Raw genomic sequence first — 18,008 nt, 5'->3', positions numbered from 1 at the left:
ACTGCAGATCATCGAGGAGAGCTATGCTAGGGGAGACGGTTTCTCCGCGGCTCCAAAAGACGCGATCGCGATAAGATATGAGTTCGCGTTCCGAACCCCTTCACCTGACGTTCGTGCCCCAGCGGCGATGGAGGAAGCGTTCCCAGGGCGCAAAGAGAATTCGATCCGCCAGGAGGCCTATCAGCACGATCACCACCATGGCGCCGATCACCTGGTCCATCGCGTTCAATTCGCGGCCGTAATGGAGCAATTGGCCGAGGCCGAAACCTGTCAGAATCGTGACGAAAATCTCCGCCGCCATCAGGGATCGCCAGGCGAATGCCCAACCCTGCTTCATGCCGCTCACCAGGAACGGCAGGGAAGCCGGCAACATCACCATCGTCCAGAGATGGATTCCTCGCGACCCCATGGTGCGTGCCGCACGCGCATAGATCGGCGGGATCGTGCGGACGCCATGGTTGGTAGCGATGATCACCGACCATACGGTCCCCATCACGACAACGAAGAGCATCGCACCCTCGGTTTGCCCGAACCAAAGCACGGCGAAGGGCACCCAACAGACGCTCGGTAGTGTCTGCAGGCCAAGCGCGAGAGAGCCGATCGTGTCTTCCAGGAGCTGCGAAGAACTCGTGAGGACGCCCAGAGGCAGCCCGACCGCAACGCCGATCGCATAGCCTACGAGAAGCCGCTGCATGGTAACTCGGATCGCTTCAAAAAGCGTGCCATCCATCATGGCGCCCCAAAGATATCTAGCGACACTTAAGACAGAGGGAAAGAGCACCGGCGACCAGCGCCCGCTCTCAGAGGCCAACTCCCAGCCGACCAGCAGCATCACGAGGAAACCCGACACGATTGCGAAACGCTTCATTCCGTCACCCCGCCTCCGATTGTGCCGCGAAGCGCATCAGCAACGCGTCCGGCGTGGCCGATGAGTTCCGCATCATAGATGCTTCGCGGGCGCGGCAGCGGAATCTCGAAGTGCTGGACGATCCGCCCCGGCGCCTTTGACATCAGTAGCACGCGATCTCCCAGGCAAGCCGCCTCGCGCATATTGTGCGTGACGAACACGATCGTCTTACGGCTGGCGCTCCAGATTCGCTGGATGTCGTCGTAGAGGTGCTCGCGGGTCATCGCATCGAGTGCGCCGAAGGGTTCGTCCATCAGCAGCACCTGCGGATCAGGGGCCAGCGCGCGCGCCAAGGCTACCCGCTGCTTCATCCCACCCGAAAGTTCATGGACATGCGCCCGTTCGAATTTTTCGAGGCCGACCAAGGCGAGATATCGGTGCGCGATCTCGCGCCGCTCGCCGTTGCTGAGTTCGGGGCAAAGCCTCAGGCCGAACATGACGTTGCCGAAAACGTTGAGCCAGGGAAATAGCGACGGCTCCTGGAACACGACCAGGCTCTGCCGACCCGGGCCGGTCACCGGTTGACCGTCGGCAAGCACATGACCGGCATCGGGCTTGGTCAACCCCGCTATGATGTCGAGGAGGGTCGACTTCCCGCAGCCGCTCGGGCCAACGACACAGACAACTTCGCCTGCCGCAACCTGCATCGAAACATTGTCGAGCGCGTGCACGGTCGCATGTGGTGTGCGAAACCATTTCGAAACTTGCTCGACGACGAGCTTGCTCGTTGCCGTGGCAACCGGAGTCGATGTCGACTGGTTGGTGACTTGATCAAGCATCAGGGCACCTCGATCAGTCTCGAAAGCTCCGGCATCTCCCGCAGGAAGCCGACCTGCTGAGCCTTGGTGACGACGGTCTGCAATGCGGAGGGTGAAATCTCGCTGGTAACCGCCATGCGCGCCCATGCCCGCGCAATGAGCTCCGGCGACATGCTGACCCGAAACGACGCCTTGAGTTCGTCCAGGATCATCCGCTGCGCGTCGGACGGGTGACGCTTGATCCAATCACTAAGGTCGCGATGGCCGTCAACAAAGCGTCGAACGAGATCGCGGTGTTCCGAAAGAAAGGCTGCACGCGCAACGAGCACTGTGGTGACCGCTTCCTTTTCTTCGACGAGGATCTTTCCACCCGCCTCCATTTCGAGCCGCGAAACCCAGGGTTCGACAGTCCAGACGGCATCGAGCTGTCCGGTTTTGAAGAGTGACAGCTGCTCCGGATTGGCAGTCGGAACAACCTGGGCGTCTCCGCCTGCCTGCGTTATCCGCAAGCCTCCTGCTGAGAGCCAGGCGCGTGCTGCGACGTCCTGAGTATTTCCGAATTGGGGAGTTGCGATCCGCTTACCGCGGAAATCCGCGGCGGCCGCGAGGCTTTCATACGGCTGCACGACGAGCGCAGAACCACCGTTGACGGAGCCGGCGACGATGCGAATCTCTCGTCCTCCCGAACGGGCATAGGCATTAATGGCCGGATTCGGTCCGACATAGGTAAGGTCAATGCTCTCAGCGAAGATCGCTTCCATGGCACTCGGACCGGCATTATAGGCGTACCATTCGACCTTGATCTTCGGACCGAGCCGATCGGCGTACCAATTCCGGCCCTGCCGTTCGAAGTTTCTGGCAACCAGCGCCTGCGCATGTGTCACGTTCGGGAAATGGCCAATCCGAATCTTGAGATCTTGCGCCCGAACGCCAGTCGTTCCAAACGCACAGAATCCCACCGCAATCGTCGTCACAAACAGCCGCCGCGCTCTGGACAGGAATTCATTCATGGACCGAGCTTTCTATGGAGGTCGACGGCACGCGTGGAGGCGGTTCGGTCCCCTTATAAATCTCAAAGACGTCCTCGCGCCGGCACAGCTCGGTTCCGGATGCGATGACGGCGGCTGCTCCCGCGGCGACACCAAACTGGAACGCCTCATCAATTGGCCTGCCTTCCGCCAGCAACCATGTGAGAGCGCCGATGAAGCTGTCGCCGGCACCTACGGTGGACTTGGCGACGACGTGCTTAGACGGGACGCGTAAAACGCCGAAGGCTCCAGCCAAGAGGGCACCCTCGCGGCCCATAGTGACTGCAACGAACTCTGCTGCAGTTTCCTTCACCAAAGCCGATGCGGCTTGCGCGACCCCATTCTCGTCCAGACGCCGGCCGGCCAGTGTTTCCAACTCTTCAATGCTCGGTTTGACGAGGAAAACCGGTGCCCTGCCCAAAGTGCTGCGCAATGTCGCCCCCGGGCAGTCGAGAATGAACCTGGCGCCGGTTTTCGCGGCTATGCGTCCAATTTCAGCATAGATGTCTTCGGGAGCGTTGCGCGGCAGACTTCCGCTGGCAACGACGAAGTCGCCCCTGAAGCTTTCAACGATCGCAAGGGCCTTCGCGATGTCGCCCGGCGCGACTTCCGGCCCTTCGGGAACGAAGCGATATTCGAGCCCCGTTTCCTCTTCCCGAACCATAAAGGAAATTCGCGTCAGCCCTGCTATCTGTACGGCGTGGGTTCGAATGGCTGATGTCGCAAGGGCCTCTCTAAGCATGGCTCCAGTCGCTCCGCCCTCAAGGACGAGGAGCTCCGGCTCGCCGCCGAGCTCGGCGATGACGCGTGCGACATTGACGCCGCCGCCGCCCGGTCGTTGCCGCTCGCTGTGCGTACGGGTCTTGACGGTCGGTCGTACCCGCTCAGCCTGACTCCATACGTCGATCGTAGGGTTGAGAGCCACTGCAAGGATAGGCATGGTTCACTCCACCAGGGTGCTTCAAGATCGTTCTGATAAGGTCGCGCCCGCTCCGACACGCAGCTTGTTCTTGACGCGCCCAACGCCGCTCACGCCTTCTGCGGCAACGCGAGCCGCCTCGCGCTGGACCTCACTGGCGACCTCCCCCCATAGGGAAACTGTGCCATCCTCGATTGTCACGTCGATAGCCGCCTTGTCGAGCCCGACGTCGGAACAAAGCCTCGCCAGGACAGCGCGTCGCGTGGCCTCGTCGCCCGTAGCCGTTATGTCAGGCACGGCCGCAGCGATCACCCGCAAAATATCGCCGCGGCTGACGATGCCCACCATCTGGCCGGCGCGTACAACAGGGACACGTTTGATGTCGTGCGTCTTCATAGTTGCAGCAATACGGTCAACCGGAGTGTCTTCACCCACCGTCACGACACCTGGCGTCATGACATCACCAACACGCCAGCTGTTTCCCTTGATGAAAATCTCCGGCGCCTCTTCGTGCGTGCTGCCCGTACCCCGCCACGCGGCTGATCCCAATTCTGCGCGCCGCAACAGATCTCCCTCGGTCAGAATACCGACAAGACTCCCATTGTCGTCAAGGACTGGCAGGCCGCTGACGTGGTTTTCCAGCATTACGCACGCGGCATGCTTTATGCTATGTTCGGGACTTATGGCGATGACCTTCCGGGCCATGATGTCCGCGGCTTTCATCTGAGGCTCCCCATGAAAATTATGGCGCCTAAAACATAGCTTACTTGTCGACCGCGTAGATTGACGTCGGTCAATAAGGGGAGCGGCAAGGCTGCCATACTCCCCGCGCCGCTAGAACCGTTCGGCTTTCTTGCGTCAGTTCGCGCTCACCTCAGTCTGGTCCGCGTCCAGTGTGCTCTGTGCGAAGACCCGTAACACTCTGCTGGCACGATCGTGAGGGCCGCAACGCACAGCTGGACCCCACCCACATCTTTGATTTGCGTCAATGCAGGCTAATCCAGGTAATACGACATTTGACGAATGGAGGCAGATGGGGTTTCACATGTCACAGTTCATCGCGAGTCACCATATCGACTATCGCGGCTACGGTTTGGAGGCCAGTCACTATGCTTCGGCATGGCGAGTGCACATAATACCCGGCCCGCGCTCCCCCCCAACTGACCCTGACCACGTCTTGGCAGATACTCAGGAGGAAGCGCTTACAAAGGCACGAGCAATCGTCGATCGCCACCTCCAAGGCTGAACAACTCACTTCCCTACAAAGTGCCGCGAGGGGGCACGTGCGGCCCGTCGATCAGCATCAAGGAACGAGTGCAGTTGCCCTTTAGGATGCTCCCATGCGCAACTTTGCACTGAAAGCATCACGGTTTTTTTGGCGGAAAGCTTGCTTCGCTCTCGGTGTGCCGATCGACGAACACGAGGAACGCGATTTCGAGGACGGTGAGCACGAGGCCAGACCGCTTGTCAGCGTGCGTGGCGAGAATGTCTACGTCCTGCAGCAACTGCATGGAAGTGCTCGGGAGTCTGTCAACGACAAGCTTTGCAAATTGCTGTTTTTCATCGCTGCTGTCGGGAAGGATACGCTTCATGCGTGACGGCTGTCGTTCCTTACCTCGCCTATGCGCGCAAGGACCGGCAGACGAAGGCGCGGGACCCGGTGACCACGCGCTACGTGGCGCAGCAGCTCTTCGAAGCAGCAGGCACCAATCAGGTGATGACACTTGACGTGCATAACATTGCCGCCTTCCAGAACGCCTTCCGTTGCCGGACCATTCATCTGAGTGCAAAGCGGCTATTCGCCGACGTGATTGCCCGAAAAGCCGGAGACGGGCCGGTAACGATTTTCTCCCCGGACGGCGGCGGCATCAAGCGAGCCCAGCTTCTGAAGGAGGCCTATGAGCGCCTAACTGGCGAGCCTGCAGGATTCGGCTTCATGGAAAAGCGCCGCAGCCGTGGCGTTGTTTCGGGTGAGCTCTTTGCGGGAGAGATTAAAGACGCGACGGTCTTGTCGACGACATGATCAGCACCGGCGGCTCCATGCTGAGAGCAGCGGAAGCCTGCCGGCAGCGCGGCGCCAAGGCGATCTATGCGATGGCGACGCACGGCGTTTTCAGCAAGGGCGCCGGAGCAATTCTCGCCCATCCTGCGGTCGACGGGACGATCGTAACGCGCCATACCGGTTGCCTGAACATCGCTTGCGATCGTGCGTCGAGGTCGTCCCGAGTGCGCCGCTTGTCGCCGAGGCCATTCGCCGGCTCACCACCGGCGGCTCCATAACGGAGCTTCTAGGCGACGATGACTGACAGACGCCGCTGGGCTTGTGTCAGATAGGAAAGTGCCAAAGGACGCCATTTTATTGGTTCCCGAACCGGATTCTCCAGGAGATGAGCCAGGCAGAGCCTTGCCCGCAGCAAGGCGCGAAAGCCGCCATATAGCGCAAGCACGCGATCGTCGGGACGATCGCCGAGCTCCCTTTCCAGTGCAGATAGGAGCAGAGGCCTTATTCAATCGGCCCCCAGCACCTCGCATTCGAGCGCGAGGTAACCGATTTCGTCGTACGGATCGATGATACGCATCGCGCGGTTGAATTCGAGACAATCGCTGATCTGCGGCGGCGTGACCAGGCAGACGTGCTCCGGCCGCAGGTCGCCGTGACCCTCGACGATCCTTCCTCGAAGAAAAGCACATCCTCGATTTCGAGCGGTCCTTGAGAGTTCGCGAACGGCGCGACCGCCTGCTTGCCGGATGGGCGGCACGTTCTTAGATCGAGCTGACGCGGCCGCTCACGCGGAGGAGATCGCTGAAGTCAGCCGGATCGAAGCCGGCGACGACGATGTCCTGCGCAAGATCCTTCGGGACTTCGAGAGCGCCGGAATTCCTGCGACCACTGAACAGCTTCGGGAAAAGATGCGGGCGCTGTTGTTTGATGTCGCCGCCAAACAACTGGACGCCGAAAGCAAAACGGGGAGGCTGTAGCGTGCCCGCCTCCTATATCGCTCCTCCACCCCTTTCTGCCGCTGCCACGGTCCGCTTCACCGCGACAAAACTGTCGGGCGTGACCGAAATCGAGTCGATACCGCGTTCGACAAGAAATGCTGCAAAGTCGGGATGATCGCTTGGTGCCTGGCCGCAAAGGCCGATCTTGGCGCCCGCCCGCCGAGCGTCCGTGATGACCCTGGAGATCATCCATTTCACGGCTTCGTCCTGCTCGTCGAACAAGGAAGCGAGATCCTCCGAATCCCTGTCTACACCGAGCGTCAGTTGGGTGAGGTCATTCGAGCCGATCGAGAAGCCATCGAAAAGCCGCGCGAAATCGGCTGCGAGAATGACGTTCGACGGTATCTCGCACATGACATAGAGCTGCAGTCCGTTGACGCCGCGCTGAAGACCGTTTTCGGCCATGACCTGAAGGACCTTCTCGGCTTCCTTGACCGACCGGCAAAAGGGAATCATCACGACGACGTTTCCAAAGCCCATCAGCTCGCGCAGCCGCTTGATCGCCCGGCACTCAAGCGCAAAGCCATCGCGATATTTCGGCGAATAGTAGCGCGATGCGCCGCGAAAACCGATCATCGGGTTCTCTTCTTGCGGCTCAAACTCGGCGCCGCCGCATAGCCCCGCATATTCGTTCGTTTTGAAATCGCTCATGCGCACGATGATCGGCTTGGGATAGGCAACTGCAGCAAGACGCGCGAGGCCGCGCGAAAGCTCCTCGACGAAATAGTCGGTCCGTTCCGCATAGCCCGATGTCAGCGCAGCGATCTTCTGCTTTGCCGATTGATCGCGCAGCCGGTCGAAGTGCACGAGGGCCATGGGATGGATCTGTATCGCGTTGCTGACCACAAATTCCATACGTGCAAGCCCGATACCGCCGGTCGGCAGCCTCCACCAACGAGAAGCGGATTGCGGATCGGCAAGGTTCAACATGACCTTCGTCCGCGTTTCCGGAATGTCAGTGAGGCTGATCGTCTCCTCCTTGAATTCGGCGGCCCCTTCGTAAACGCGGCCCTCGTCGCCCTCGGCGCAGGACACGGTGACGATCGCCCCCGTGTGCAAAAGCTTCGTCGCGCTCTCTGCGCCGATGATTGCAGGAAGGCCAAGCTCGCGACTGACGATTGCTGCATGGGAAGTGCGTCCCCCATGGTCGGTGACGATTGCCGAGGCGCGCTTCATGAGCGGCACCCAATCCGGGTCGGTGGTTTTGGTCACCAGAATAGCGCCGTCGCTGAACTTGCCGATGTCGTCGGGATGCTCGATGAGGCACACAGAACCCACCGCGATGGCATTGCCTATCGCAAGGCCCTTTGCCAGGAGGCGCCCCTTCTTGCCAATCCGATAGGTTGGAAGTTGATCGGAGGCTGCTTTCGCCTGGACGGTTTCGGGCCGAGCCTGCACGATGTGGAGTTGGCCGTCACGGCCGTCTTTGGCCCATTCGATATCCATGGGGCAGCCGTAGTGCTCCTCGATCGCTATTGCCCAGCGGGCGAGTTGCAGAACCTCCTCATCGGTGAGGACAAGCGTGGTCTGTTCTTCTCGGGAAGTGGAGACACCCCGGGTCGGCTCGAAACTGTTGCCATAGGTGAGCTTCCTGGTCTTCGTGCCGCATCTCTTCTGAATAATGGGCACAAGGGCAGTGTCGCTAAGCAACGGTTTGAAGACGCGGTATTCGTCGGGATCGACGGTTCCTTTGACGACATACTCTCCGAGACCCCAGGCTGCATTGATCAGAACAACCTTATCAAAGCCAGTCTCGGTCTCGATCGAGAACATGACGCCTGCGCTGCCGAGGTCGGAACGGACCATTTCCTGGACGCCGACGGACAAGGCCACCTTCATGTGATCGAAGCCATTTACCTTGCGGTAGCTTATGGCTCGATCGGTAAAGAGCGAGGCATAGCAACGGCGACTGGCGGTCATCAGTGCCCGCTCACCGACGACATTGAGAAAGCTTTCCTGCTGCCCGGCAAAGCTCGCTGTCGGGAGATCCTCGGCGGTTGCGCTGGAGCGAACGGCAACCGAGGCCGCTTCGATGTCGAGCCTACGCGACAGCGCACGATAGGCGGCAGTTATTTCCGCTTCGATCTCGGTGGGCCAGCTACCCCGGAGAATGCTCTCGCGTATTGCGGCACCCGTCTCAGCGAGCGTGGCTCCACCGGCCTCCCATTTCTCAAGCAACGCAGTAATCGGTGCGCGCAAGTCATTGGCGTCGATAAAGTTCCAATAGGCTTGCGCTGTCGTCGCAAAACCGCCCGGTACCTTGATGCCATGCGCGGAAAGTCCGGAGATCATCTCGCCGAGTGACGCATTCTTACCTCCGACACTGGCGATATCGCGCCGCGTGACATCCTCGAACCAGATGATTGAAGCGACCATTTTCACCTCCCGTGTTGAGACTGCCCGCTGGAGGCCTCCGCATCGAAACCGCGATACCCTATGCCTTCACGACATCGGTGACCTTGACGTCCATCAAAGTGCGAAGGGCTAGCCTGCTGCATACTCTCAGCAGAATATGTTGGAGGCCGAGGTGAACAAATTCACACATGAAGCTGTTGTGGCTGACATTGGCGAGACCCACATGCGCTTCGCCGTCGTCCACACTGACAGGCTGACGATCGAAGATTATGTGCAGTTCGGAAAGAACGTATTTGGATCCGTGGTCGAGGCGCTGGCCGCTTACCGGCGCTCTCTACCAATCTGTCCACCTGCCTTGGGGATCACAATCGCAAACAGCGAATTGTTGCCCGTCAGTGATTTGGAACGCAGGCTCGCCGAGGGACATGCCGGTGAATGGCACCACGTTCAAATCATCGATTCGATCGACGCGCTTTCGCTCGTCTTGCCCGATCTCGCCCCGCATGACGTCGTCCAATTCGGAGGGGCAGAGGGCCGTCGCGACGCGGCGAAGGCTGTCGCAAGCATTGGCGACGCAGTCGGCGTAGGGGTACTCACTCAAATCAATGGCTCTTGCAGCCAGTTCCACACTCGCGCCGGAAGCATGTCCTTTGCACCCCGAACGCACGAGGAACTTGACATCTTGGAGCGCGTTCGCAGCGACGCGGGCCATGTTTCCGTTGAGCATCTGTTGTCGGGTCGGGGACTAGCACAGCTTTACCAGATCCTGCTTGAGAGTTCGGGACAGCCAGCGCGCTTCCTTCAGGCCGCTGACATTGTCAGCGCCGGCTTGCAGGGGGACGATCGCTGCGCGACAACGGCGATAAACTATTTCGCCACCTGGCTTGGCAGATTTGCAGGCGATATAGCCCTCCTTTATGAAGCCCGAGGCGGAGTCTATCTGTGGGGCCCGATACTGCGGAAGATGGAGAAACTCCTCCACAACGGTGCCTTCCGTCTCGCATTCGAGGCGAAAGGACGACGATCGGACTGGCTGTCGCAAATACCCGTTTTCCTGATCAGAAGCGAAGACGCCGTACTGCGCGGAGCAGCAAAGGCACTTACTCAAGATATGCGCTGACGCGCGAGCGCCTCCATCATCGAGGCAGCGCCGGGTTTGCTTGAGTGAGCCGGATGGACTGCCGAGATTTCTGTCGTTTCCAGTCCCGTTTGCCTGCCTGCATTCGCGCAGCCTTTGATGGGCAGGACGGTGACCAGCGAGGCAATCATGAGCACGATGATGATGAGAAGCAGCCTACTAATGATGGCTGTCTGGATAGCGTGAAATAGGTTGTGCCTGGTCATTGTCGAATTCCGCTGACCTTGACCGTCACCCACCAACGACGGCTGCCGCGTTGAAGTACATCACACATCCAGGGAGCGCGCCTTGTTCTCCGTCAAAAAGGGAATGGCGGGCGGGTTTTCGGTACTACTGCTTGGCGTCTTTGACGCGCATCAATGAGCCTGGTGCCACATAGGGCTCTAATGAACACAACTGGCTGGAACACCGGGCGAGAAACGCAACAGGCTCAGCCAGGGTGGTTTTGCGGTCGTGCTTCCAACGAGCGGCCCGATGAGCCTGCAACTCTGCTCTGAAGGAGAACCAGCCATGGCCGAACCTGTAACCAAATTGCCCGTCAAGTCGGAAGAGAAAGCAGTCGAGCATCGCGGCGAGTCGTGGCTCCCGTTCGAAAGCCTCCGATCCGAAATCGACCGCCTGTTCGACGACTCCGCTACGACGCTGTGGCATCGCCCCTTTGCGTCCGCATTCATGCGTCGGATGCCGCGGCAGTCGGAGTTCAAGATCGCGCCCGCCGTCGACGTAGCGGAAACAGAGAAGAGTTACGAAATTACCTGCGAACTGCCAGGGATGGAGGAAAAGGAGATAGAGGTAGCGGTCTCCAACGGAACCTTGACGATCCGGGGTGAGAAGCAGGAGCGGAAAGAAGAGAAGAACAAGGACTACGTCCTTTCAGAGGGTCGCTACGGCTCATTCCAGAGGGCCTTCCGATTGCCTGACGGCATTGATGCCGACAACATCGCCGCCAATTATTCGAAGGGCGTTCTTTCCGTGACCCTGCCAAAGACCCCCGAAGCGCAGCAGAGCGAGCGCAAAATCCAGATCAAACCAGCCTAGCATTTCGACGAGATCGCTAGCCGCGTGATAAAAATTCTCACCTGGGGAGCCGCAATTGCCGACCTCAGGGACATCCAGTTCAAGGTCGAAAAAGGCTACGTGAGCCTGGAGGGGACAGTCGATTTTTATTCCCAGCGTAATGCGGCCGAGAGCTTGGTGCGTCGCTTGGCTGGCATCACGGGTATCGACAACCGCCAGAGGATTCGTCCCATGATGAACGTGCTCGACATCAGGCATGGCATCCGGGAAGCGCTCAAACGCAATGCTGAGATAGAAGCCGAAAACATCCAGGTAGAAGTATCCGGCAGTCACGTCACCTTGCATGGGAAGGTTCAAAGCCGGCGCGAGCGAGCCGTGGCCGAGCGAGCGGCCTGGTCGGCTCGAGGCGTGACAGCCGTCGAAGACTTCTTGAGCATCGAGGATGCTCGAGTGCGCCTGAGTCCCTGAATCGCTCGCGGACGTCGATGCGGGTGATTGAGCCAATTGAATGACGAGCCGTTATCCGATCGCAAGCCACCAGCCGAGTACCGTCTATGTGTCTATGTAAGGAGCTGTATCCATGTACGGAACGAACACTTACCCACTGATGCATCCATTTTGGCCCAATTCGATGTGGACACCGACCTCAATCGATGGTCCGAATGCCCTTTTTTTCGCTGGAGCGTCTTCAGACCGAAGCGTTCAAGGCAGTGCTTCGGTATCAAATCGAAACTGTGAAATTCCTGAAGAGAGTTCTGACAAACTGGCCTCCTCGACTACTCAAGGGAGGTAGGGCGCATGGCCGACATCGGCTCGAGCATTGCAGTCAAGGCGGCAAAGCGCTTTCATGGAAAAGAGAAGTTGTTCGCCGAGAATCTGGCCGCGCAAACGGTCGTTTAGCCGGGCGGCGGCACGGATCCGGGGGTGCCGGAGGCAATGACAAATCAGTTGCTAGTTGAGGAACCTGAGGCACACCACATGAACTCAGCAACCTCCGGCACCGCATGCCCCCACACAGATGCTGGAGTCGCTGACGGTTTCCCCATGGGGCTGAGCCAGGAGGAGGCGGATATTCGGCTCATGCAATTTGGGCCGAATACCCTTCCCGAACCGCAGGCGTCGTCCCTGCTCGCAACGTTCCTGCGCCAGTTTCGCAGTCCGCTCATCTACATCCTGCTGGCCGCGACCCTTGTGTCGCTCACGCTCGGCGATGTGCGGGACGCTCTTTTCATCGGCATTGTCCTCGTCGCGAACGGCGTTATCGGCTGCATGCAGGAGCACTCGGCCGGCAAGGCGGCGCTCGCACTGCGGAAACTGGAACAGCCAAAGTCGAACGCCGTCCGCGACGGGCAATCTCAGGAGATCGACGCCCGGCTGCTCGTGCCGGGTGATCTAGTCCTACTCGAGGCGGGCGGACGCGTGCCGGCCGACATTGGACTCACCGCCGCAACCGACCTTGTCTGCGACGAATCCTTACTGACGGGAGAGTCGGCTCCAGTCCATAAGACCATGTTGGCCGTTGAGGCTACATCCGAAGTCCACAGCCGTCCCATGGCCTTCGCGGGAACGCTCGTTACGCGTGGCCGCGGACGCGGCATCGTCGCCGCAACCGGGGCGGCCACCGAGATCGGAAAAATCGCGGCCGCGATCGGCAAGGAATCCCTTGCCAAGCCTCCCTTGATGATCCGCTTGGACCGCTTTTCGCAACTGATCGCATGGATCGTCGCGGCTGCCGTGGCTCTTCTCGTCCTCGTCGGAATAGCCCGGGCGATGACGCCGAGCCAGCTCTTCATGATGTCCGTTGGCCTTGCGGTGAGCGCGATCCCCGAAGGCCTACCGATCGCGATATCGGTCGCCCTGGCAATCAGCATGCGCCGCATGGCGAAAGCACACGTCATCGTGCGCCGAATGCCCGCCGTGGAAGCGCTTGGCTCCTGCACGATGATCGCCACCGACAAGACCGGCACCCTGACGCTCAATGAGTTGACCGTGACGGATATCCGCCTGCCGGACGGCACTGATATCATCTGCGATACCGGCACTGATCTGGACGCCTGCACGATTCGGGGCGACGGCACTCCTCCCGCGGAGGCGCGAGAACGGGCCATTGCCCTGTTAAAGGCCGCTTCGCTGCCCAACGAAGGATCGCTTACCAGGGAAGACAGCAGCTGGACCGCCGTTGGCGATACGGTCGACATTGCATTGCTGGCAGCGGCGTACAAGGCGGGGCTGCCACGTGAAGCAATCGAGGATGACTATCCTCTCATTGCCCGCATCCCCTATGAGCCGGACCTCAAATATGCTGCCTCGTTTCACCGCCACGGCGACAGCATCCGCATCTTCGTTAAAGGCGCCGCAGAGACCCTGATCGACATGGCCGATCGGATGGACATGGCCGGTCGCGCCGAGCCGATCGATCGGGACGTCCTCCTCCGGCAAAAGGAAGAGATGGCCGCGCGCGGCTTGCGAGTCCTTGCCTTTGCAGAGGGCGAGACGGCGATCGAGGCGGATGGAGGCTTCGGGCGGCACCTCCTCGTCGATCTGGTCTTTCTGGGCCTCGCCGGAATGCAGGATCCAGTGCGGCCGGAGGTGCCGCAAGCAATTCGCGATTGCCACTCAGCAGGCGTCGACGTGGCGATGGTCACCGGTGACGATCCTAAAACCGCAGGAGCAATTGCCTCCCATGCCGGGCTGATCTTCACCGAAGATCAGGTGGTCACCGGCGAAGACGTGCGCGTGGCCGAGGAAAACGGACAGGAGAGTCTCGACCACCTGACGCGCCATGGCCGCATCTATGCGCGTGTGGCGCCGTCGCAAAAACTGGAAATCATCCTGTCGCTTGCTCGCAACGGGCACTTTGTCGCCGTCACGGGCGACGGCGTCAACGATGCGCCTGCGCTGAAGCACGCGCATATCGGCGTGGCCATGGGGCGCAAGGGTACAGAGGTGGCCAAGGAGAGCGCCGACATCGTCATCACCGATGACAACTTCGCGTCGATCGTCAGCGGCATCCGGGAGGGCCGGGTCGCCTATGCGAACATCCGCAAGGTTATCTTCATGCTGATGTCGACAGGGGCCGCGGAGCTGCTGCTCTTCCTGCTGGCAATCCCTCTCGGCATGCCGATGCCCCTTCTCCCCGTGCAGTTGCTCTGGCTCAATCTCGTGACCAATGGCGTCCAAGACATCACGCTGGCTAGCGAGGGGCCGGAGGGCGACGAGCTAAGCCGCGCGCCCCGCAAGCCGAGCGAGCCGATCTTCGATCGGCTGATGATCCGGCGTATATGGCAATCCACGCTCGTCATGGGAGCCGGAGGTTTCGCGATGTTCTACCTTCTGCTCGAGCAGGGCTATAGTGAAAGCGAAGCCCGCAATCTGTTGCTGTTGCTGTTCGTGCTTTTCGAAAACTTCCAGACCCTCGCGAGCCGGTCTGAGCGCAGATCCATTTTCGCGCTCGGCGTCCTTGCCAATCCTCTTCTGCTTGCCTCAGTCGTTGCGGCACAGACGCTCCACATTGCCGCGATGTACACTCCCCTCCTCAACGATACGCTGCAAGTGTCGCCGATATCGTTGACCGAATGGGCAGTCCTGCTGGTTGCCGCTTCATCTGTCCTCCTGGTCATGGAGGTCGACAAGTGGCGAGTTCGCCGCTCGACTAGGGGACAATGAGGAAATGGACCACGCTTCCAATTCCTGCGGCGAGAAGCGATACCGCAGCGAGAGATGCCAACAGCGGAACGTTCCAGTTGCCACAGCGACCAGCACCCTTCCGCCTGCGTTTGCGAGCACCGCGGCCTCGACGATCTGCAACGGTGTCGCTCTCCAGCCCGCACGGAGTGCCGTAAGGCCCATGGCAGTCATTGCCACAAGCACCAAAGCCGAGCGCACTTCGATCTATGGAAGCCTCTTGAGGACGTTATGCATCAGATCGCGGCTGGCGAGCACCGCGGCGGGCGTCGCCCCACCCGCCGCCGCTACCCGGTGATCCTCCGCCACGGCCAGCCCGCCGAGGGCAAACACGCACAACCCAGCGACCACTCCGGTGACGCTGAAGTCCTCATCGTGCCGCGTTTCGCGCAAGCTTGAACCAGGTGAAACTCAGCGCGAAACTCATAAAACTGCCGGCAAATATCAGACCGCTCCGTCCTGTGTCGGACAGTGCCGCCAAGATCCCGCCAAGCAGGCCTGAAATACCATAAGTGCGGATACCTGCCGTTCGGCTACTTTCGGGCGTGTCTCTTTCTCTCCACCCACGCTCAAGTCTTACGAGCAGGCCTATCGCAAGTGCGAGCCCCAGGCGGAGAATAAGAGGTTCCATTTGTTTTCGGCTTCTCCCTTACAATGTGCTACTAACCGGGGGCCCCACAAAGCACAAGTCGCTGGACGCCTATCCCGGTGAGCCAGTTCGGAAAAGCGTCGCCGTTCGCGTTGTGCCTCGGCTGCCGTTCAGCGTTGCCTGCAGGGGGCTTTGCGCGGGATCAAGGTAACGGTGCCATAATCTAATATCCTTCACGAAATCCGAGGGAGAACACCTTGGGCAGGAGTCGAGCTTCCGAGCTACTTTTTCAGAAGGGAGAGCGTCTGGGCAAGCGTCTTCTCCTCGCCTCCATCGCTGCCGCATTGCTCTTAGGCACGCTCGCCTGGCTCGCGGAGAAGCCCGATCTCAGCGCCGCATCTTGGGCGGCCGGCACGGCGATCGTCCTGGCGAGCCTCGTCAAGGAGATCGTCGTCAGTATCGGCAAGAGGGAGTTCGGGCTCGACTTGATCGCTGCACTCGCGATGGTCGGCGCGCTTTTCCTCGGCGAATATCTGACCGGCAGCATTGTCGCGTTGATGTTCACGGGCGGACAAGCGTTGGAGGATTTCGCCGAAAGGCGCGCACGCCGGGAATTGACGGAACTGCTCAATCGGGTTCCGCGCACGGCCGCGCGCTACGCGGATGGGCGGTTGCAGGAGGTCTCCGTCGAAGAATTGACACCTGGCGACCGGATTCTGGTGCGCCGTGGCGAGGTGATACCTGTCGATGGGAGTGTGTTGGATGGCCATGCGGTACTGGATGAATCGGCCCTGACAGGCGAAGCCCTGCCGGTCCGCCGCCGGTCCGGCGAGCCCGTGACGAGCGGCACGACAAATGCCGGCGATGCCTTCGAAATGCTCGCTTCGAATTCGGCGAGCGACAGCACCTATGCGGCGATCGCCAGACTGGTGGAGGAGGCTAAGGCCGCGAAGGCGCCGATGGTCCGGCTTGCCGACCGTTACGCGCTGGTGTTTCTCGCGGTCACGCTCCTTCTGGCCGGAGTGGCCTGGGCCTCAAGCGGGGAAGCGATCCGAGCGCTTGCCGTCCTGGTCATTGCGACACCGTGCCCCCTCATTCTCGCGGTCCCGGTGGCGATCATTTCCGGCGTTTCCCGCTGCGCCGGCAAAGGCGTGCTAGTGAAGGGCGGAGGCGCCCTCGAGATGCTTGCACGCATGAAGACGGTGATCCTCGACAAGACCGGAACAATTACCGATGGCCGGGCCCGTCTGATCGAGGTCAAATCCCGCACCGATCGCGACCCAATGGACGTGCTGCGACTGGCGGCATCGCTGGACCAAGGCTCACATCACGTGATCGCCCGCGCGCTGGTGGCAGCCGCCAGGGAGCGAGGATTGAGCCTTTCCGCGCCATCCGGATCCCGCGAAGCGGCGGGTTCCGGCGTGACCGGCCGCATAGACGGTCACCAAATCGCGGTCGGCGGGTGGGATTTCGTCAGCACTAGGATCGATGAGACCGCCTTCTCGCGAGAGATCCGGGAGTGGATCAGGAGGGATGGCACCGTCTCGGTGCTCGTCGCCGAGGACGGAGTTCTGGCAGGCGCACTTCTGCTGGCGGACGAGGTCAGGCCGGAGGCCGGCACAGTGCTGAGGCGATTGCGCGACGCTGGCGTCGCCCGAATCGTGCTTGCGACCGGAGATCGCACTGAGCGCGCTGAAAGCCTGCAGTCATTCCTGGGGCTGGACAGCATTGTCGCGGAATTGAAGCCGGAGGACAAAACGCGGATCGTGTACGCAGAGAGGTCGGCCGGACCGGTCATGATGGTGGGCGACGGCGTCAACGACGCGCCAGCGCTCGCGGCCGCCGACATCGGCGTAGCGATGGGTGCGCGAGGGGCCGCTGCCTCATCGGAAGCGGCTGATATCGTGATCCTGGTGGACAGGCTCGATCGCCTCGTCAGCGCCATCCGCATCGCGCATCGCTCACGCGGTATCGCGCTTGAGAGCGTCTATGTGGGGATGAGCTTGTCTGTCGCAGGCATGATTGTCGCCGCCCTCGGTTACTTGACGCCGGTTCAAGGCGCCCTGCTGCAGGAAGTTATCGACGTCGTCGCCGTCTTGAATGCGCTGCGCGCGCTCGGAGATCCTTTCCGCGGCTGGCGGAAAACAACACGCATGTCGCACGCGGAACTCCTGGAACTCGAAGCCGAGCATCAGGCCCTGCTGGATGTGGTGGACGAGATCCGACATACGACCGACCGTATCCAACACGTCTCTGAATCGGAGGCTCGCAACGAGCTTGCGGACCTGGACGCCTTGCTGCGACGACATCTTCTTCCGCATGAGCGAAGGGACGACGAGGAACTCTATCCGAGACTGCGCAGACAGGTGGGCACGCCGGATGCCTTTGCCGGCATGAGCAGGACTCACATGGAGATTCAGCGTCAGGTCCACAACCTGACTTCGCTTCGAAAGGCCCTTGGCGACCATGGGCCGAGCCCGGCACAGCGTTACGAAATCCAGCGCCTGCTTCACGGGCTCGAAGCCATCACACGGCTACACTTTGCCCAGGAGCAGGAAATCTATCGATTACTGGAGGGCGAGTAGTGGACCATCTGCACTGCCCGCGATCATC

General features: G+C 60.6%; 14 protein-coding genes and 3 pseudogenes. 9 read left to right on the top strand and 8 right to left on the bottom strand.

Annotated features, from left to right (window positions below; genetic code table 11):
• Window positions 1-100: 100 nt before the first annotated feature.
• Genes BHMPCIPO_RS00510 through BHMPCIPO_RS00490 form a run of 5 tightly spaced genes read right to left on the bottom strand, consistent with a single transcriptional unit; the run spans window position 101 to window position 4,335 of the window.
• On the bottom strand, window positions 101-868 hold the full coding sequence (locus BHMPCIPO_RS00510; protein WP_173514953.1) for an ABC transporter permease: 768 nt from the start codon (window positions 866-868) through the stop codon (window positions 101-103).
• Window positions 865-1,686, bottom strand: coding sequence for an ABC transporter ATP-binding protein (locus BHMPCIPO_RS00505; RefSeq protein ID WP_173514952.1), 822 nt, complete (start codon window positions 1,684-1,686; stop codon window positions 865-867). The genes BHMPCIPO_RS00510 and BHMPCIPO_RS00505 overlap by 4 nt, the downstream gene beginning before the upstream one ends.
• On the bottom strand, window positions 1,686-2,675 hold the full coding sequence (locus BHMPCIPO_RS00500; RefSeq protein ID WP_173514951.1) for an ABC transporter substrate-binding protein: 990 nt from the start codon (window positions 2,673-2,675) through the stop codon (window positions 1,686-1,688). Before BHMPCIPO_RS00500 ends, BHMPCIPO_RS00505 begins: the two co-directional genes overlap by 1 nt.
• Window positions 2,668-3,633, bottom strand: a complete 966-nt coding sequence (locus BHMPCIPO_RS00495; RefSeq protein WP_173514950.1) for a 1-phosphofructokinase family hexose kinase — start codon at window positions 3,631-3,633, stop codon at window positions 2,668-2,670. Before BHMPCIPO_RS00495 ends, BHMPCIPO_RS00500 begins: the two co-directional genes overlap by 8 nt.
• Window positions 3,634-3,654: 21 nt before the next feature.
• Window positions 3,655-4,335, bottom strand: a complete 681-nt coding sequence (locus tag BHMPCIPO_RS00490) for a CBS domain-containing protein (RefSeq protein ID WP_173514949.1) — start codon at window positions 4,333-4,335, stop codon at window positions 3,655-3,657.
• A 617-nt stretch (window positions 4,336-4,952) separates the two neighbouring features.
• Between BHMPCIPO_RS00490 and BHMPCIPO_RS32720 the strand changes: the two are divergent.
• The 4 genes and pseudogenes from BHMPCIPO_RS32720 to BHMPCIPO_RS00480 all read left to right on the top strand — a co-directional run.
• Window positions 4,953-5,257 (top strand): annotated as a pseudogene (locus BHMPCIPO_RS32720) (ribose-phosphate pyrophosphokinase-like domain-containing protein); the annotation flags it as partial.
• Window positions 5,258-5,272: 15 nt separating this feature from the next.
• The gene (locus BHMPCIPO_RS32715) at window positions 5,273-5,635 is read left to right on the top strand and encodes a ribose-phosphate diphosphokinase (RefSeq protein ID WP_247961063.1); all 363 of its coding nucleotides are present in this window, start codon (window positions 5,273-5,275) and stop codon (window positions 5,633-5,635) included.
• Entirely contained in the window at window positions 5,632-5,892 is a 261-nt protein-coding gene (locus BHMPCIPO_RS32710; RefSeq protein ID WP_312032934.1) for a hypothetical protein, read from the top strand. Before BHMPCIPO_RS32715 ends, BHMPCIPO_RS32710 begins: the two co-directional genes overlap by 4 nt.
• 468 nt (window positions 5,893-6,360) lie before the next feature.
• Window positions 6,361-6,591, top strand: a complete 231-nt coding sequence (locus BHMPCIPO_RS00480) for an ATPase inhibitor subunit zeta (RefSeq protein ID WP_246304220.1) — start codon at window positions 6,361-6,363, stop codon at window positions 6,589-6,591.
• A 12-nt stretch (window positions 6,592-6,603) separates the two neighbouring features.
• Here the strand turns inward: BHMPCIPO_RS00480 and ppsA are convergent, their stop codons facing one another.
• Window positions 6,604-8,988, bottom strand: coding sequence for a phosphoenolpyruvate synthase (ppsA, locus tag BHMPCIPO_RS00475; protein ID WP_173514948.1), 2,385 nt, complete (start codon window positions 8,986-8,988; stop codon window positions 6,604-6,606).
• A 151-nt stretch (window positions 8,989-9,139) separates the two neighbouring features.
• On the opposite strand from ppsA, the gene BHMPCIPO_RS00470 reads away from it, so the two are divergent.
• Window positions 9,140-10,087: a glucokinase gene (locus tag BHMPCIPO_RS00470; RefSeq protein WP_247961064.1), complete on the top strand. Its 948-nt coding sequence runs from the start codon at window positions 9,140-9,142 to the stop codon at window positions 10,085-10,087.
• Here BHMPCIPO_RS00470 and BHMPCIPO_RS00465 read toward each other — a convergent pair.
• Window positions 10,072-10,311, bottom strand: a complete 240-nt coding sequence (locus BHMPCIPO_RS00465; protein WP_173514946.1) for a hypothetical protein — start codon at window positions 10,309-10,311, stop codon at window positions 10,072-10,074. The genes BHMPCIPO_RS00470 and BHMPCIPO_RS00465 overlap by 16 nt on opposite strands.
• A gap of 304 nt (window positions 10,312-10,615) precedes the next feature.
• Between BHMPCIPO_RS00465 and BHMPCIPO_RS00460 the strand changes: the two genes are divergently transcribed.
• The 3 genes and pseudogenes from BHMPCIPO_RS00460 (at window position 10,616) to BHMPCIPO_RS00445 (ending at window position 14,788) form a co-directional block, all read left to right on the top strand.
• Window positions 10,616-11,143 (top strand): Hsp20/alpha crystallin family protein, encoded by a 528-nt coding sequence (locus tag BHMPCIPO_RS00460; protein ID WP_173514945.1) that lies wholly within the window; start codon window positions 10,616-10,618, stop codon window positions 11,141-11,143.
• 6 nt (window positions 11,144-11,149) lie between these two features.
• Window positions 11,150-11,590, top strand: a pseudogene (locus tag BHMPCIPO_RS00455) (BON domain-containing protein); the annotation flags it as partial.
• Between the two features lie 576 nt (window positions 11,591-12,166).
• Window positions 12,167-14,788: a cation-translocating P-type ATPase gene (locus BHMPCIPO_RS00445; RefSeq protein WP_246304350.1), complete on the top strand. Its 2,622-nt coding sequence runs from the start codon at window positions 12,167-12,169 to the stop codon at window positions 14,786-14,788.
• A 165-nt stretch (window positions 14,789-14,953) separates the two neighbouring features.
• On the opposite strand, the pseudogene BHMPCIPO_RS32705 reads toward BHMPCIPO_RS00445, so the two are convergent.
• A pseudogene (locus BHMPCIPO_RS32705) lies at window positions 14,954-15,437 on the bottom strand (MgtC/SapB family protein); the annotation flags it as partial.
• 302 nt (window positions 15,438-15,739) lie between these two features.
• On the opposite strand from BHMPCIPO_RS32705, the gene BHMPCIPO_RS00440 reads away from it, so the two are divergent.
• A complete protein-coding gene (locus BHMPCIPO_RS00440; protein ID WP_246304348.1) occupies window positions 15,740-17,980 on the top strand; it encodes a heavy metal translocating P-type ATPase in 2,241 nt (746 codons plus the stop codon).
• Window positions 17,981-18,008 lie beyond the last annotated feature (28 nt).

This window comes from Ensifer sesbaniae (assembly GCF_013283665.1).
In the GTDB taxonomy this organism is placed as follows: Bacteria; Pseudomonadota; Alphaproteobacteria; order Rhizobiales; family Rhizobiaceae; genus Ensifer; species Ensifer sesbaniae.
This window is presented reverse-complemented; position numbering and strand designations above follow the sequence as displayed.

What these genes read in the sequence shown, in the direction of transcription:
- BHMPCIPO_RS00510 (WP_173514953.1), bottom strand. Translation starts at nt 868, where the DNA reads ATGAAGCGTTTCGCAATCGTGTCGGGTTTCCTCGTGATGCTGCTGGTC.
- BHMPCIPO_RS00505 (WP_173514952.1), bottom strand. Translation starts at nt 1,686, where the DNA reads ATGCTTGATCAAGTCACCAACCAGTCGACATCGACTCCGGTTGCCACG.
- BHMPCIPO_RS00500 (WP_173514951.1), bottom strand. Translation starts at nt 2,675, where the DNA reads ATGAATGAATTCCTGTCCAGAGCGCGGCGGCTGTTTGTGACGACGATT.
- BHMPCIPO_RS00495 (WP_173514950.1), bottom strand. Translation starts at nt 3,633, where the DNA reads ATGCCTATCCTTGCAGTGGCTCTCAACCCTACGATCGACGTATGGAGT.
- BHMPCIPO_RS00490 (WP_173514949.1), bottom strand. Translation starts at nt 4,335, where the DNA reads ATGAAAGCCGCGGACATCATGGCCCGGAAGGTCATCGCCATAAGTCCC.
- BHMPCIPO_RS32710 (WP_312032934.1), top strand. Translation starts at nt 5,632, where the DNA reads ATGATCAGCACCGGCGGCTCCATGCTGAGAGCAGCGGAAGCCTGCCGG.
- BHMPCIPO_RS00480 (WP_246304220.1), top strand. Translation starts at nt 6,361, where the DNA reads ATGGGCGGCACGTTCTTAGATCGAGCTGACGCGGCCGCTCACGCGGAG.
- ppsA (WP_173514948.1), bottom strand. Translation starts at nt 8,988, where the DNA reads ATGGTCGCTTCAATCATCTGGTTCGAGGATGTCACGCGGCGCGATATC.
- BHMPCIPO_RS00465 (WP_173514946.1), bottom strand. Translation starts at nt 10,311, where the DNA reads ATGACCAGGCACAACCTATTTCACGCTATCCAGACAGCCATCATTAGT.
- BHMPCIPO_RS00460 (WP_173514945.1), top strand. Translation starts at nt 10,616, where the DNA reads ATGGCCGAACCTGTAACCAAATTGCCCGTCAAGTCGGAAGAGAAAGCA.
- BHMPCIPO_RS00445 (WP_246304350.1), top strand. Translation starts at nt 12,167, where the DNA reads ATGGGGCTGAGCCAGGAGGAGGCGGATATTCGGCTCATGCAATTTGGG.